Here is a 16,768-nt window from a genome sequence, read left to right on the forward strand (position 1 = left end):
ACGTTCGGTTCCCGCTTTCGATACCCTCGTCTCCATAGAGTCCTCCTTCGGTCATTGGGTTGTTTGGTGATGACTCAACCTTCAACCGATTCGAGGACTCTTTCAATATCCCAAAGTGCGAAAGAAATTGTACGTTATCAGTAAGATCAAGAAAAAGTAAATTTTTTCGAGCACAAATCAAAGGCGAATTGAGAGAGAAGTGCCCTGACAAGAGAATAAACTATCGATCAGCAATATGGTTTGATTAGCTCAGATGCCGAAACAAGTTCGGCATGACGGGTTAGTAGGCGTTTACCAATCAGTCACCCTGAACTTGTTTCAGGGTCTAAAGCCGAGATGCCGAAACAAGTTCGGCAAGACGGGTTGGTGGGCGGCGGTGTGTCGGGTTAGTAGGCAGCGGTGTGGATTCCGGCTGACGCATGGAAAGACGGCGAGGATTTTTATCGCGGCTACTAAGCCGCTCTTACAGTAGTCGGGTCGCTTGCGCTCCTAGTTTGGATTCCGACTGGCGCACGGAAAGACGGCGGAGGATTTTCATGATTTCCCAACGTCCCGTCAGGGACGATTGAATCTAGCCCAGCGTTTCAACGCTGGGGATGAACGCCGCGGAATTTTTCGTCCCGTCAGGGACGTGTCTCGACACATGGTTCGCAACAAAAAGTGTGGGAGAGCATTCGGACGTACCTATGGCACGAAGAAAAATGGCGCGAACCGAAACCCAGCGTTGAAACGCTGGGCTATTTTCAATCATGCCTACGGCATGAAGCACCAAGGTAAGCAGATACGTTGATTCCGGCTGGCGCACGGAAAAACGGCGCGGCTTTCTCATCGACGCACACAGATTTTTCGGCGCAACGCCTCGGAATGACCGATCGTTTACGGCAGCAATTTATCCCGCACGACGGTTTCGGCGACGGCCTTGGCCATCAGGGCCGCGCCCTGGGCATTGAAGTGGCATTGATCGGTGTCGGGCGACAGAAACAGATCGGGACGATCGCGAAACTCGGCCGTCAGATCGACCAGCGAGGAATGCGTTTCGCCGGCCAGACGGCGCGTCACCCCGTTGTAGGCGTCTTGCAGTTCCGGCCAATCGTTCGGCCGGTCGAGGTACGGCGCCGTCAGCAGAATGACCCGGATGCCACGCTCTTGCGCCAATTTCACCATGCGGCGGATGTTCCGGTGGTATTCGGGGATCGGCACGCGCGAAGTGCCGTTGGGCCGCGGCGTTTCGATCAGCGACGACCGCAACAGGCGATAGAGCCGCGAATGGGCCAGGCGGCCCTGCCAGGCAAATAGCCGCGCCGACGGTAGCTCGATGCGGTGATCGGGAACCCCGCCCGCGCTTTCCCGCCGGTCGTTCCAGATATATTCGATCGTGATCAGGTTGGGTTTGGCGGCCAGCAGTTCGGTTTCCAGGTAGCGTAAGCCCTGCCAGGTCGAATACCCCGGCACGCCCGCGTTCATGATCTCGACCGGTTTTTCGTAACCGCTTGCCTTCAGTGCCTCCGGCAACAGTTCCGGCCACCCCTGCCCGCGATCCATCACCGTGACCGAATCCGCCAGGCAGATCACCCGCGCCGCCCGCCCGGAGAAATTCGGCTTGAGATCGGGTCGCCGCCAGAACAACACCGGATCGGGCGCGCCCAACAGTTCGCCTTCCACCCGAAAGCGGAAATCCGTCGCCGCCGGTTTGCCCTGGTAACCGACCAGGCGCAAAACCGCCTCGGCGCCGCCCAGCGCGACGACCAGCGCGAGCAAGGCAAAAGTGAATTTTCGCATGCCCTTCCCAAATCCTGCACGAATCCTGCCCCTAACCCATAGCGTTTTCCCTTACTTCGATCAAGTTAAAATGACGCTTACGAAATGTAACACGGCCTTTCGGAAGTACTGCTTCCCCACCGTCCACTGCCCGATTGAATAGTTATAACTATTTGTAATTGCTACATTTATAAAATTTTAACTTTTGGCATTGTCCTTGTATTTCCAGTCTATCGGTGAGTGAGAGAAACGGGAAAGGAGGGGCACATGATGGAAATAGCTCTGAACCTGGGCGTGGCTTCGGCACTTTATCTGACGCTGGTGATACTAAAGCGAAAGTCGAGATAGATGGCAGTCCCATTAGCCCGACAACGCACCGGATCACCCCTGAGATCGAAGTTGGTGGTGCGCTGTCGGGCTCTTTTTTCTCTCGACTGAAAGGAGGATGCGAGGAGCCGATAATAACTCAATAGTGGCCGTCGATTGAAGTTTCGCGTCGGGTTGAACGGCCGGCAACGGAAGTTCGTTTTGCCCGAATCCGGCGGCTCGCGAGTGGTGCGTCAGGCGCTTCGGTGCCGCAAGAGGCGAGTTGCACCCGGTGTATCGACTGGATGACCCGTTACGAAAGGTAACTGCGTCTTTCGATCCTACCGGGAGAAGGCCGGCGGCGCATTAAGAGATACCGCGCAACATGCGGATATGTTTGCATTTTTGGCAATTAGCGGTTTTGGCATTGCTGTTGAATTGTCAATGAAATGGTTAGGCATGAAAGGAGGGTACTCCAATGGGCGAGGTGGCGATCAACCTTGGGTTGGTCTCAGCTCTCTTGCTGACCCTGGCGATTTATCGCCGGGTCTCGGAAAAGCATCCGACGAAGCGTTTTCGCTAGTCGGCCGACCGAACGGCGACCGTGTGCATCAGCGTGATGTCAACGCCGGATCAGCGATCCCGGCCTCGGCAAAGCCCTTGGCCCGCAACCGGCAGCTATCGCAACGTCCGCACGGTCGCCCGCTCGAGTCGGGATCGTAACAGCTATGGGTCAACGCCAAATCCACACCCAAATTCAGGGCATGGCGGATGATCTGAGCCTTGGAAAGCCGAATCAGGGGCGCGTGGACGATAAAGCGCCCCTGAGTTTCTACCCCTGCCTTCGTCGCCAGGTTGGCCAATTGTTCAAAGGCTGCTAGGAATTCAGGGCGACAGTCCGGATAGCCGCTGTAGTCGAGCGCGTTCACCCCGAGAAACAAATCGAAGGCGCCGATCGTTTCGGCATACCCGAGCGCGACCGCGAGAAAAATCGTGTTGCGGGCCGGGACGTACGTGCTGGGAATGCCCACGCCGATTTCGCCGTCCGCCCGATCTTTCGGCACCGTCCAATCGGCGGTCAACGCCGAGCCGCCCATCCAGCGCAGATCCAACGGCACGACGTGATGCCGGAGAACGCCCAACGAATCGCAAACCCGTTTCGCCCGTTCCACTTCCACCGAATGCCGCTGTCCGTAAGCAAAGGTCAGCGCATGCAGGTCGAAACCCTCGGCCTTGGCGATCGCCAGGGTCGTGGCGGAATCCAACCCGCCGCTGACCAATACCACCGCGTCGGCCATCGTCCGCTCCGGCTATTTCGCGGCCGCGCAGGTCGCGCAGTACGAGTAACGGATGTAGCCGCCGCCTTCGTAGGCGATGTGCACGCCGCCATCGTCGTCGATGGCGATCGACGTGTACAAGCCCTGCCCGACCGCGTCGGCGGCGTAGGTTTCCCAGGTGTCGCCGATTTTTCGCGCGTAGCGCAGTTCATCGTTGCTGAAATGGCGATAGGCCACGTGCAGGACGCCCGCCGGATCGACGGCGATGGACGGGAAGCCGCCGGTATCGTCCTCGTCGTTCGCGCCCGGATCGAGGGCGATCTTGGTCCAATCGCCTTCGGGGGCGTTGGTGGCGTACCACAAATCCCACAAGTTGCTGTTGGCCGAGTCGATCTTGCTGTAGGCCACGTGGAAATAGCCGTCCTCGTCAACCGCTACGTCGCCGCCGATGGTGTTGCTGTCGACCTGTAATATATTCCATTCCGAGCCGGTCCATTCGGCGATCTTGTTCGAACCGGTGGGGTACACGGGGACATAGGTGTAATCGATGACCGGACGGCCGTCGGGCGTCGCGGTCATGGCCGAATAGAAACCGCTTTCGCCGGTGTGATCGACATCGGAGAAGGTCCACTCTCCCCCCTCGAACTTGCCGACCTGCAGCCAGCCGTTATCGGTGCCGGTGACCGGAAAGTGCATGAACGAGGTCATCAGAACGCCGCCGATCGAGGTCGAGGAAATCCACCAGCCGGCGTGCCCTTCGCCGATGACGCCCGCCGACCAGGCGCCGCCGGCCGGTTTGAAGCCGAAGGCCAGGTACGGATTCGCGTGCCGGCAATACACCAGGCCGGCCGAGCCGTCGTCGGCGACTTCCAGGCTCGGGAACCAGCCGGTTTCCGTGCCGGTGCCGTCCACCATGGCGATTTCCCAGTCGGCGTCCTTGCCGGCTTTTTTCGCGTAATAAACCGCGTCGCGTTCGCAGGCGTCGGTGAAGCAACCGGTATAGGCGACGTGAATCGCGCCATCGGCGGTCACCTGAATGGAAGTCTGCCGGCTGCCCGGGCCGGAAAGATCGATATCTTCCGAGGTGAAATCGACATCGCCGGGGCTCGCGTCATCGTCGTCGTTGTCGTCATCGTCGTCGCCCGCGTCGTCGTCACCCGAATCGTTGTCGTCGTCGGCGGCGTCGTCATCGCCGGTCTGATCGTCGTCGACCGCGGCCTCCTGGCAGCAACCGCCCTGGCAGACCCAGCCCGCGCCCAAGGCAGCCGTGCATTCGCCGGTCGTTCCGCAGACCATGCAATCGCCGCCGGACCCGTTGTCGTCGTTGTCGTCGTCATCGCCCTTGTTGCTGCAGGCGAACAGGCACAGCGCGAACACCAACAAAAGAACGGCCAAGCCGATGGTCGATAATCTCACGGTAAATCCTCCTTGAAATTGGCGGATGAATTCTTGGACGAATCAGAAAATCGTGGAGTTATTCAGGCACGATTCACGCGGCTCGTCAACCAGTAACCGCCGGCCGGGCGGCGAGCAGCGCGGCCAGCCACGACGCCGGGACGGCCAGGTCGCCGCGCCCGCGGCCCAGTCTGGTCTGCGGTTTGTTCGCGCCATGAAAATCGCTGCCGCCGGTCCGCAGCAGGCCGTGACGGGTCGCGATATCCCAGAGGATCTGCACCTGGGCCGGGTTGTGCTCGGTGTAAAGAACCTCGATGCCGATGAGCCCCGCGGCCTTCAATTCGGCGACCGCGTCGTCCAGGGTCAGCGGCGGCCAGCCGATCAGCATCGGATGCGCGAGCACCGGCAGACCGCCGGCGGCGCGGATCAGCGTGATGGCCTCGGCGGCGGAGAAGCGGACTTTCGGCAGATAGGCCTTGCCGGACCGGTTGAGGTAGATGTCGAACGCCTCGTTGATGGACGCGACGACCTTTTTGCGCAAGAGCACCGCCGCGAAATGCGGCCGCCCGATCACGCCGTCGCCCGATTCGGCGATCACCTCGTCCAGCGTCATCGGGATGCCCAGCTCATTGAACCGGGCGACCATGCGGGCGTTGCGGGTTTCGCGCTGCTCCTGCGCCCAGGCCAATTTGCCGTGCAGGGTCCGGTCGTGCGGATCGAGGCAGTAGCCCAGCATGTGCACCGCCTTGCCGCGAAAATCCACCGACAGTTCCACGCCGGCGATGACCTCGTAGTTCCAGCGGCGCGAGGTTTCCAGGGCTTCGGGCAGGCCGTCGAGCGTGTCGTGATCGGTGATGGCGACGGCGCGCAAGCCGGATTCGCGTGCCAACGCGACCAATTCGGCCGGCGACAGGGTGCCGTCGGAGGCCGTCGTATGCGTGTGCAGATCGATGATGTCGGGCATGTCAGAAATCGACCTTGAACGGGCCCTTGAGCGCCAGGGCGATGACGAGTGTTTCAATCAGATAAATCGCGATCCACCACCACCAATGGGCGCGGTGCGGATAAACGATCTCGATCGACCGGACGGCGCCGGTCAGCTTCGGTTCGCCGGGGAAACCGAGCGCCTCGCCGAAACTGCCGTCGTGCCGTTTCCGCGCCAGTTGCACCAGCGTTTCGCGTTCGGTCGGCAGCGTCACAACCACCTGTTTGACGGCCGTGGCGTCGCCGGCCTGCAGCGTCAGGTTGAATTTGCCGGGCGCCGTGCCGCGGATGTTCCAGCGGGCTTCGGGCGGCGCCGGGTGCTTGTGCAGCCGCCGGTTGGTGAGCCAGCCGCCGATCAACGGCGCCTCTTCCCAGCGGCTGGGCGGATATTGCGGCAAGGAGATGCGCACGCCCTTGTTGAGCACCGACACGCCGCCGTCGGCGGTCAAGGTCACCGGCGTCTGGCTCAGATTGATCGCGGGATCGAACACCGCGACCACCTGGGCGGTCGCCGCCGGATCCTTGCCGGTCGGATCGGCCACGAGCGGCGAAAAGCTGTAGAGCGAATCGATCTGCACCAGCATGGGCAGAATCGGCACCATCATGATGGTGAGCGGGATGATCTGCCGGCCGAGGTAGATGAAGATCCAGCCGAAGGTTTTGGCGATCGACCCCAGGAGCACGCCCAGGCTGTCCATGAACAGCACCATGGCGAAGAAATTGGCCTTGATGCGGTCCTTGGCGCGGGTGATGGCTTTCTGGTTGGAAGTGTACTTCCATACCAGCAAGGCCAGCGCGGCGGTCACCACGCTGAACAGGAACAGGCCGACGTTCGGCCAGTTCGCCACCGGCCGCCACAGCGCGCTGAACACCGCCCAGAGGGCGTTTGAAATCGTCAACATGAGCCGCCCGTTCCTTTAGCTGATGTAACCCAGCCCTTGCAGCTTTTTCTTGATCTCTTCCTCGCTGTCGCCCTCGCCGATCGCCGCCAGCTCTTTTTCGAGCACGTGGCCGACGAATTCCTCGATCGAGGAATAGCCGGCGATCTGGGCGAATTTTTTCACCCGCTCGTACAAGTCTTTATCCAGTTTCACTTTCGGACCAAACATCGCCTGTCCTCTCTTCGTCACGGCTTCCCGTTTTCGGAAGCCGGCTATTTTCCGGTAAAGACGTTCCGCCCGACCATTTCCGGGGGCCGCGGCAAGCCGAACAACTCGACGATGGTCAGCGGCAAATCCTTCAGGTTCGGGTCGCTCAACTGGATCGGCTGGCTGGCGAACAGAATACCGGGCACTTCCTCGGTGGCCATGCAGTGATCGCCGCCCCAGGCGTCCGTGTTGGCGCGCAGGTAGGAGCCGGTCGGGAACTTGCCCAGCGCCGTTTCCCAGCTTCCCCGATAACCGCGGGCGTAGCCGATGATCAAATCCGGCGCCGTTTTCTGAAATTCGCCGTGATAGACCTCGGACGTCTTGTAAACGTGGCTGATGATCTGCCGCCCGTTATCCGGGTCGGTCAACGCCAGCAACTTGGCGCGGATTTCGTCGAGCAAGCGGTCGGCGTCGCCCGCGCCGACGATGCCGTAGCGCTCGCGGCCCGCCAGGTTCAGGTAAAAGCTGTTGATCCCCAGGGTGTAGGCCTTGGTGCCGTACCAGTTCACGTTGGTGAGAAATTCGGATTTCCGATCGGTCGGATCTTTCAGTTTCACGTAGCCGTTGTCGAGCAGCCAGGACGAGAGGTGGAACGATTTGTAGTACGGCGCGAAACCGTGATCGGACATCACCAGCAGGGTCGTTTTCTCGTCGAGTGCGTCGATCGCCTGCCCCAGCACCTTGTCGAGCTTGATGTACGTGTCGCGCACGACGTTGGTGAACGGCTCGTCCTCTTCCGGATTGTAGGCTGGATGATCGTGATCCATCGTCCGCCAGAACATGTGCGTGAGCTGGTCGGAGCTGGAAAAATAGAAGAACAACAGGCCATCGTGGAACCGGGCGAGTTCGTAATTGAACAAATCGTGGCGCTCGCTCAACACCCGATCCGCCTGCATCAGGAATTCGGCGTTGGTCAGGATGCGCGAACTTAGTGCTTTGGTGTCTTCGGGGATGCCCTGCGTGTGGAACGCTCCGCCGCGCGCTTCCGCCAGTTCGGCCGAATAATCGTCCGGCGTGGAAATGGTCATCAGCGGGTCGCGCGGATCGATGTTGATCGGCGAAACGTACAAACCGAAATGCGGATTGACGCTCTTGAGGTAGAACCGCACCATGCCGTTGGCCGAGGACACGCCCGGCACAAGGATGAAATCCACCGCCAGCCAATCGGTCCACTCGCCGACGCCCAGCACCTGGCGTTCGCCGTTGATTTCCAGAACCGCGGCGTCGGCGTCGCGATCCCCGTAAACCCGGAACGGCAGTTCGGCGTCGGGCGGCGACATTTCGTCGGACGTTTTCAAATAGGTGTTCTGCGGACCGATCAGCTTGCAATCGACCACGCCTTCCACCACGTCGACCGGGTAGACCTTGCCGCCGCTGATCTCGTGCTCCGGATCCTCGGGAGGCGGATTATCGGTGAAATAGGAAAAGCTGCCGTAACCGCCCAGCAGATCCGGCGTGCCCATTCCCGACAGGGAACGGAAGGGACCGGTCACCGGCGGGAAGTTGCTCGGTACGCAAAAGACTGTCGCCGGAATATTGGCGTCGCCCAGGAATTCCCAAAAGGCTTTGCCGTGGCGCAACAATTCCATCTGGCCGCCGTCGCGCGGAAATTTGTATTTGCCGATTTCCCAGAATTTGCTCGATGGTTCCACGCGGCTGGTCGAGAGAAACGGCAGAATGGTTTTCGGATCGCGATGGATGAAATCGAAAATGCCGTGGCCGCCGGGATCCATGCCGGTGATGAAATTGGACCAGGCGACTGGGCTTTGCGGCGGGATGCTGGTGCCGAGTACCGAAAAACCGCCCATCTGCTGCAGCCGGACGAAATTGGGCAACAACCCTTCCTTCATCCAGCTTTGCACCAAGATCGGATCCATGCCGTCGAATCCCAGAACCAGGACTTTCTTGCCGTCCTTGGTTTTCATGCCGGCCAGCGAGTCGGAACCCTTGGAACCGCAACCGATGGCCAATCCGGCGGTGGCGCCGGCGACGCCTTTCAAGAAGTCGCGCCGGGAAATGCCTTTGCGCAAGATGTGAGTTTTATTTTTCATGCCGCCTGTTCCTTTTTCTTCTTGCCGAGCAGCGAGCGGCCGTCCATGAACGCGGGAGCGTCGACGCCGAGCATTTCCAGAATGGTCGGCGCCAGATCCATGATCGACGGCTGGTCCCGGTTCAAGTCGAAATTGGTGAACAGGACGCCGGGTACGCGCCGCGGGTCCATGCAGTGATCGCCGCTCCAGGCCTTTGTGTTGTCGTCGAACACCTTGTCGGTGATGACGCCGGTGGTGCCGTCCCACCCCGCGCGATAACCGAGGTTGTAACCGATGATCAGGTCGGGTGCGTTGCCCTTGTACGGGCCGGCATAGATGTTTTCCGCTTCCCACACCTGGTTGATGCCGATTTCGTTCCGCTCGGCGTCGCGCAGGCCGCTGAGTTTTTCGACCAGTTCCCGCCGCAAGGCCGCGGCCGGCTCGCCGGGCTCGACGATCCCCTTGGCCTCGCGCCCGGCCAGGTTGATGTACATCCCGCCGAGTCCAACCTGATAGGCCCTGGTCCGCGACCAATCGACGTCTTGCAGCCACTTGGCGCCGTTGGGCTTGGCGCCGTCTTTCAAAGCGAGATAGCCGTTCTGGTGCAGCCACGAATTCAGGTTGACGCCGCGAATGAACGGTTTGAATCCGTGGTCGCTCATCACCAGCAGCGCGTCGCCCTTGCGCAGTTTTTTCAGGGTCCGCGCCAACAACGCGTCGCTCCATTTGTACAGATCGAGAATCGCGTCGCGGTGAGTCAGATCGTCGTTGGGGCCGACCGCCGGATGGTTGGGCACCAGATAACGGTAGAACATGTGCTGAATGCGGTCGGTGTCGTCGAACACGCAGACGACGCACCCGTTCTTGGTCTTAGCCAGCGCATCGTTGAACATCTGCTCACGTTCGTCGCTGATCAGATAGGTTTCCTGAAGGAACTGCCCGTCGGTGAGCAGCCGTTCATTAAGCACCCAGGTATCCTCGGCAAGCCCTAAGTTGGCGTAAGGACCGATTAATTTCGCCAAATAAACGCCGTAATGCGGTGGGTGGCTGATCGGGAAAACCGGCTTGGCGGGATCGAGGTTGATCGGCGTGACGTAGAGGCTGACGTGTTCGCCGGCCTCGGTCAACATGAACCGGGCGATGCCGCTGACCTTGAAACCTAATGAAGCCTTGAATTGCAGCGATACCCAATCGCTGTACTCGCCGGTTTTCAGTTTCATGTCTTCGTTCGGCAACCGTACCAGATTCGGCTTGCCGTTCTTGCCGATCACTACCGAGAACGGGATTTTCAGTTCCGGCGCGCCTTCGAGCAGGCTGTCGGGCGGTCCGCTCAGTTCGCCCTTGTAAACATCGCCTTCCTTGACCAGCGGCAGAATGATCCCACCCTCGGCCTCGCTGTCGCCGCTGACCGCCTGTTTATCGGCAAAACGCGTGGTGAAGAAGCTGAAGGTTCCCTGGCTGCCGCGCAAATCCGGCACACACATACCCGAAAGCGAGACGCCGTTGAATTTCTCCGGCGGGAACGTGATGGGCACGCGAATTACGGCCGAAGAAATGCTTTGTTCGCCCAGGACGACCCAGAACGGCTTGCTTTTACGCAACAGGCGCAATTCGGGCTTGCCGAGCGGGATACGGTACTTGCCGATTTTCCAAAAGCGTTGGCTCTGGCCGATGTAGGCCGAGGACAGCGCCGGCAGATAGGTGCGCGGATCGCGGGTCAGAAAGTCATAGATGTTGTGCCGTCCCGGATTGGCGCCGGTCATGAAACTCGACCAGGCGACCGGGCTGACCGCCGGGAAAGTGGTTTGCAGGCGATGGAAACCGCCCTGCTCCGCCAGCTTCTTGAAAGTCGGCAAGTGCCCTTCCTGCATCCATTTTTCGGCCAGATCGGGGTCGAGGCCGTCGAGCCCTAAAACCACCACGCGTTTGTAACTGGCGCGTTGGCGGGATTTGCGGCGGCGGATTAAAACGTAGACAAAGCGCAGCGGCCAGATCGCCAGCATGGCCAGCGCCACGAAAAACGTCGCCACCATGAAAAAAATGCCGGTACCGAAAGCGATACCAGCGCCGGGGCCGACATAGGCGTATGCCGAAGACGCCGTACAACAGAGCACGACGAGTATCAGTACCGTGAGCAGTCTGCGCATTCTATTCTTCTCCGTGATCGACGTGCGATCCCGCCGTTCCCCCAACAGTAGGCAGCATCAGAAACATTGACAAGGGATCAACAGCAAAATCCCTCGTCTTTTTGCCCATCTCGATAATCACGCCAAATGCGACAGGATCAGGTCGGCCGCCTGCGTAATGATCGGGACGTCCGCGACCGGCTTGACCGTCCACAAAAACGCGTCGTTCTGGTTGTGCATGCCGGTCAGGCCGAAATGCCCGAAAACCTCCGGCCGATCGATCGCGCCTTTGAAATCGAAGCCGTCGATCGAAACCGCCACCAAATCCGGCCCAGCGGCGGCATAAGGGCCATGATAAGCTTCCTCGCGCTCGAAAAATCGCCGGACCAGCTTGCGGCCCTGATATTCCAACTCGCCCAACGCGGCGCGCACATCGGCCAGCACTTTGGGCGCGTCGGCCGGATCGACCTGCCCCTTGGGGTATTTTCCCTTGGTATGGACGTAGATCCGATTCGGGTCGAGCACGAAAACCTTGGCCTCGGCCGCGATCTGGTTCAAATCCTTCGGATTTTCCCCTTCGAAGGCAGTTAGACCCCGCTCGGCCAAGTAACGGTTCAACGCGACTTCCTTTTCCAGCGCGCAAAAGCCGTGATCGCTCAGCATGAAAAAGCCGGCCAAGCTTTCATCCTTGGTTTCATGGATGTACCGGTCGGCCATCTCGCCGACCAAACGGTCCACCGCCCGGTAGTAATTGATCGCCCGCTCGTGCAGCTCGTGCTTCTCGTCGGTCAGCGCGTGCCACAGATAGTGATGCAACCGGTCGGTGCCGGTGACGATCAACTCGAAGAAGTCCCATTCCTCTTCGGTCCACAACAACTCGACCGCCTGCCGCCGGCCTTCGAGCGTCTGTTCCAACTGTTGCATGGCCAGAGCGTGGTTGCGCCGGGCGATGCTGGTGTCGATGTCGATTTCGTAGTTCAGGCGGCGCAATTTGCCGATGTATTTCGCCGGAAAAACGGCCCGGTGCATTTCGATGGCGACGAAGCCCGAAACGAGCGCCCCGTTGAGGCGGCGCGCCGGATAGGTTCCCGGTTGGTTGATGATGACGCTACGCTTGCCGGTTTGCTCCAGCCGGTCCCAGATGGTCGGCGCCTTGAGCGATCCGTAATTGGGGAAATTCAGGTCATAGGTGCCGGGGATCAAATCGGTGAAGCCGAAGATCCCATGGGTTCCCGGATCGACGCCGGTCATGAAACTCGGCCAACTGACCGCCGAGATTTCCGGCACCGTAACTTCCATCCGCCGCAGGTTGCCGAGCTTGGTGATTTCCGCCATGCGGGGCAGAACACCGCGCACCATCAAATCATTCAACAATTTATGCGGAACGCCGTCGAGCCCGACCACCACCGCTTTGTTTTTTTTTCGCGAAAACAAACCCATCGCACGACCTTTCCCGGGTTGCGTAAATTCATCGCAGAATACTAATCGAAGCGGTCCGCGACAAGTGGGTTGAACGGTGGGTTGAACGGTATCAAGAGCTTGTATTTATTGTCGGATACAATTGGCCGCGAAACCGCGCTCCGTTCTTGATAGCGCGCTTGAAATGCCAACGGTTCGGCGGCACTATGCAAGTTCCTTTCAATTCGGGATCAAATGGCATTGCGGATGATCCGATCGACCGGAACGAAAAAAATCCTCGCCGTCGTTCTGGCGGCGGGATTTCTCATCATCGGATTGAATTTGCTGGCGGCTTACGCGCTGGGGAAATACTATACCACCGGCTTTCTGCTCTCGAGCGATTTCGTGACGACCGCCGGCCCGGAGCCGATTTACACCTGGCAACCCAACCTGAAGCATCGATTCAATGCCGCATTCAACGTCACCCTGACCACCAACGCCGCCGGCTACCGGACTCACCCCTTTACGTCGCCGGACGGCAAGCGCCGCCTGGTGCTGCTCGGCGATTCCATTTCCTTCGGCGTCTTTCTGCCCGAAGAGGAAAATCTCGCCGGGCAAATCGAAAAAATTTCCGGCGCGCGCGGCGCCGCCATCGAGGTTTTCAACCTCGGCATTCCGACCTACAACCTGCGCCAGTACGCGGAAAGCTACCGCCGCTACGGGAAGGATTTACAGCCCGATACGGTGGTGCTTCAGACCGAACCGGGAGATTTTCGTGATCCGCCCACCCTCGTTTTGCGCCCCTGGATCAGAAAAATTCCGCTCCTGACCTGGCTTCTGTTGCGCTACCATCGCAGCCGGCCGTTCGTCGACACTTCCGCCGCCGGTCTGGCCACGTACCGCGAGATCGTGGAAGATTGCGCGAAGCGAAACGCCCGCCTGATCGTCGTGTACTTTCCGTATCTGATTCCGAATCCCTTTAACAACGAATGGCGTCAAGACAAGGAGCGGTTCGAGAGTCACGGCGCGCCCGTGGTGGACGTCGCTTCATTGCTGGCGACCGTCAATCCGGATTTGACGGCTTTCCGCGTTCGGCCGGAGGATCCGATTCACCCCGACGCCCGAGCCATCGCCCTGGTGGCCGACCGCCTGGTGACAATGCTGGCGGAGAATTAATTCCGTCAAGCGGAGCGCCGGGAACCCGAGGTTTTACAGCGGGCGGCCTTCTATGTAGGATACCCACAAAATTAATCGGGAGACCATGAGGTACTTGCGGCCATATCTCCTGGGAGTGTGGTGCGCCCTTTTCGGGCTGTTGCTGCCGACACTCGTCCAGGCCCAGCAGAACGCCCACATTTCCAGCGCGAAGGCGTCCCGCCAGGGGCATGTCCTGACGGTTTCGTTCATCGTCGAGGGCGCCTTCACCCCGAAGATGGAAGAGGCGGTGCAATCGGGCATTCCGCAAACGTTCACCTACCAGTTCGAGGTTTATCGCGTCGTGACGGCCTGGCCCGATCAGCGGATCTACAACTGGACGATCAAGCGCACGATCCGTTACGACACCCTGAAAAAAATCTACACCGTCGAATTGGGTTCGGACGCCAAGCCCAAGCAGACCGACGATCTCGCGGTGGCGAAGACCTGGATGACCAGCTTCACCGATTTCCCCGTCGCGGTGGTGCCGGCGCTCGATCCTTCGACGGATTACTATGCGCGCGTCAAAGCGGAACTGGATCCGGTCCAATGGCCGCTCCATCTCAACAAGATTCTGTTCCTCGCCAATTTATGGAGCTTCGAGACGCCCTGGATGCGGGTCGATTTGCCGATCAAGGCATGGAATGAAACGACGACTCCTACCCCTTAGCGAGCCGAGCCTGGAAGAGCGCGAGGCGTTGCGCCGCAAGCGAGAGATCATCGCTGCGGTCGTCATCGCCGTGGTGCTGGCGGCGTTGTTTGTGGTCGAAGCGTTCTTCTTCGATTTCCGCGGCACGATCGGCACCGCCAACCTGCTGTTTTTCACGCTGATCAACGTCAACATCATTCTGGCCTGCCTGCTGCTGTTTCTGATTCTGCGCAACTTGACCAAGCTGCTCTTCGAACGGCGGCGGCGGGTGTTGGGCGCCCGGCTGCGGACGCGGCTGGTGGTCGCGTTCGCCGCGTTCGCCCTGATTCCGACGGTGTTGTTGTTTTACGTCGCGATGACCTTCATCAGTAACTCCATCGAGCGCTGGTTTACGTTGCAAATCGAAAGCAGCCTGAACGAATCGATGGAAGTGGCGCAAAAATTTTACGAGGTCGCCACGGCCCGCGCCATCCAAAACGCCACCCAGATCGCGATCGCGCTGGTCGAGGAACCGGATTTCAAAACCTGGCTCAAGCCCGCCTCGTCCAAGGAACAAACCATCGCGGCCGACCGGCTCAAACTGTATCTGGCCGACAAGCGGCAACAGTTGTCCGTCGATCTGATCGAGCTGTACCCGACGCCGACCAGCAAACCGCTCAGCCTCCGCAATCCGGGCGTCACCAGCAAACGCTGGCCGAAACTGTCGCACGAAGCCCTGCAAAAAGCCTTCGACAAGGCGGCGACCAGCTCGATCGACGGCGCGGGAAAAAGCGAACTCGCCCGCGGGCTGGCGCCGATCATCGACGCTGATGGCCAGGTGCTCGCCGTCGCCGCGGTCGGCTTCATGATCCAGGAAAACCTGGTCGAAAAAATGCGGCACATCCAGACGGCCTACGAGGAATACCGCAAGCTGCGCCTGTTCGAGACGCCGATCCGCACCAGCTATCTGATCATCCTTTCGCTCATCAGCCTGTTCATCTTCTTTGCCGCGACCTGGTTCGGCTTTTACCTGGCGCGCCAGATCACCGACCCGCTGCAACGGCTGGCCGAGGGCGCGCAACAGGTCGCCGAGGGCGAAATGGACCTGCGCTTCCAGAAGGTGGCCGACGACGAAATCGGCACCCTGGTCGAGGCGTTCAATAAAATGCTCGACGACCTGGCGGTCAGCCGGCAGGCGCTGGAATTGGCGATGACGAACCTGGAGGCGACGAACATCGAGCTCGAGCAGCGGCGCGCCAGCATGGAAGCCATTCTGGAAAACGTCGCCGCCGGCGTGCTTTCGTTCGACAACGACGGCCGCGTGCTGACCGTCAACCCCAGCATCGAGCGCATCCTGGGCATCAAGGCCGCCGAGGCCCTGACGAAAACCTGGACCGACGTGTTCCCGCCCGAGGTGAGCAACACCTTCAAGAAGCTGGGCGACGAACTCTACCAAGGCAAGAAATGGACGGTGCAAAACCAGTTTGAAATCGCGGTGGGCGGCGACACCCGCACCCTGTTGGCGATCCTGTCGATCATTCGTAGCGGCCCCGGCGATCCGGCCGGCGCGGTGCTGGTCGTCGAGGACCTGACCGAACTGCTCAAGGCCCAGCGCGTCGCCGCCTGGCAGGAAATCGCCCGCCGCATCGCCCACGAAATCAAAAACCCGCTGACGCCGATCCAACTCGCCGCGCAGCGGCTGCAAAAGCGCTACCAGGACCGGCTCGACGCCGAAACCGACAAGGTCTTCTTCGATTCAACCGAAATCATCATCCGCCAGGTCGAGGAAATGAAGCGGATGGTGAAGGAATTCTCCGATTTCGCGCGGATGGCCGAGGCCAAACCGACCGAATGCGCCATCGGCGACATCGTCAAGGAAGCCGTCATCCTGTACCGCGAGGCACACCGGCATATCGAATTCACCGTGCAGATCGACGCCGCCGTCCCCACCCTGTTGCTCGACCGCGACCAGATCAAGCGCGCGTTGATCAACGTCATCGACAACGCCGTGGCTTCCATCGAAGGCCCCGGCGCCGTCGAGGTCCAGGCGCGCCTCGGCCAGAACGCGCGGGCGGTCATCATCGGCATCACCGACACCGGGCGCGGCCTGCCCAAGGCCTATCGCAGCCGGCTGTTCGAACCCTATTTTTCCACGAAAAAAATGGGCACCGGCCTCGGCCTTGCCATCGTTCACCGTATCGTCACCGACCACGGCGGCCGCATCTCATTGCGCGACAACCATCCGCACGGCACCGTCGTCACGATCGAATTGCCGATTCGCCACCTGGAAGAGCCGGCGGAACCGCCGGAGCCCGTGACATCCGCGTGAAAGTTTTGGTCAATTTAACGGAATAAAAATATTTCTTGACCAACATAGATCCCTCTAATATATTTATTCCATCTTCTTCGTTCTTTGCACTCGGTGCCAACTTTGGAGGTAAACATGACACGTAAGTCGCTTCTGTTCCTGGTGTTGCCGTGTTTGGCAATCGCCGCGATCGGCTTTGCCGCATGGCACGATTCT

Annotated in this window: 12 protein-coding genes; 3 read left to right on the plus strand and 9 right to left on the minus strand. The window is 60.0% G+C overall.

What is annotated here, in order from left to right; translation table 11 throughout:
* Positions 1-876: 876 nt before the first annotated feature.
* The 9 genes from GX444_07025 to GX444_07065 all read right to left on the minus strand — a co-directional run bounded on the left by GX444_07025 (position 877) and on the right by GX444_07065 (position 12,464).
* Positions 877-1,779: a hypothetical protein gene (locus GX444_07025; protein ID NLH48340.1), complete on the minus strand. Its 903-nt coding sequence runs from the start codon at positions 1,777-1,779 to the stop codon at positions 877-879.
* Positions 1,780-2,675: 896 nt separating this feature from the next.
* Positions 2,676-3,362: a 7-cyano-7-deazaguanine synthase QueC gene (gene queC, locus GX444_07030; GenBank protein ID NLH48341.1), complete on the minus strand. Its 687-nt coding sequence runs from the start codon at positions 3,360-3,362 to the stop codon at positions 2,676-2,678.
* 12 nt (positions 3,363-3,374) lie between these two features.
* Positions 3,375-4,757, minus strand: coding sequence for a hypothetical protein (locus tag GX444_07035; protein ID NLH48342.1), 1,383 nt, complete (start codon positions 4,755-4,757; stop codon positions 3,375-3,377).
* A gap of 85 nt (positions 4,758-4,842) precedes the next feature.
* Positions 4,843-5,700, minus strand: a complete 858-nt coding sequence (locus GX444_07040; protein ID NLH48343.1) for a PHP domain-containing protein — start codon at positions 5,698-5,700, stop codon at positions 4,843-4,845.
* Between the two features lies 1 nt (position 5,701).
* Positions 5,702-6,622, minus strand: coding sequence for a hypothetical protein (locus GX444_07045; protein ID NLH48344.1), 921 nt, complete (start codon positions 6,620-6,622; stop codon positions 5,702-5,704).
* 15 nt (positions 6,623-6,637) lie between these two features.
* Complete coding sequence (locus GX444_07050) at positions 6,638-6,829, minus strand: hypothetical protein (GenBank protein NLH48345.1); 192 nt, start codon at positions 6,827-6,829, stop codon at positions 6,638-6,640.
* Positions 6,830-6,873: 44 nt separating this feature from the next.
* Positions 6,874-8,919, minus strand: coding sequence for a twin-arginine translocation signal domain-containing protein (locus tag GX444_07055; protein NLH48346.1), 2,046 nt, complete (start codon positions 8,917-8,919; stop codon positions 6,874-6,876).
* Positions 8,916-11,045, minus strand: a complete 2,130-nt coding sequence (locus tag GX444_07060; GenBank protein ID NLH48347.1) for a nucleotide pyrophosphatase — start codon at positions 11,043-11,045, stop codon at positions 8,916-8,918. The genes GX444_07055 and GX444_07060 overlap by 4 nt, the downstream gene beginning before the upstream one ends.
* 117 nt (positions 11,046-11,162) lie before the next feature.
* Positions 11,163-12,464 carry a hypothetical protein gene (locus GX444_07065; GenBank protein ID NLH48348.1) on the minus strand — a complete coding sequence of 434 codons (1,302 nt, stop codon included), beginning with the start codon at positions 12,462-12,464 and terminating at the stop codon, positions 11,163-11,165.
* Between the two features lie 225 nt (positions 12,465-12,689).
* On the opposite strand from GX444_07065, the gene GX444_07070 reads away from it, so the two are divergent.
* The 3 genes from GX444_07070 (at position 12,690) to GX444_07080 (ending at position 16,573) form a co-directional block, all read left to right on the plus strand.
* Positions 12,690-13,598: a hypothetical protein gene (locus tag GX444_07070; GenBank protein NLH48349.1), complete on the plus strand. Its 909-nt coding sequence runs from the start codon at positions 12,690-12,692 to the stop codon at positions 13,596-13,598.
* 94 nt (positions 13,599-13,692) lie between these two features.
* Positions 13,693-14,286 (plus strand): DUF4390 domain-containing protein, encoded by a 594-nt coding sequence (locus GX444_07075; GenBank protein NLH48350.1) that lies wholly within the window; start codon positions 13,693-13,695, stop codon positions 14,284-14,286.
* Positions 14,261-16,573, plus strand: a complete 2,313-nt coding sequence (locus GX444_07080) for a PAS domain S-box protein (GenBank protein ID NLH48351.1) — start codon at positions 14,261-14,263, stop codon at positions 16,571-16,573. The genes GX444_07075 and GX444_07080 overlap by 26 nt, the downstream gene beginning before the upstream one ends.
* The last annotated feature ends 195 nt before the right edge of the window (positions 16,574-16,768 follow it).

The sequence above is a fragment of the Myxococcales bacterium genome (assembly GCA_012517325.1).
GTDB lineage: Bacteria > Lernaellota > Lernaellaia > Lernaellales > Lernaellaceae > JAAYVF01.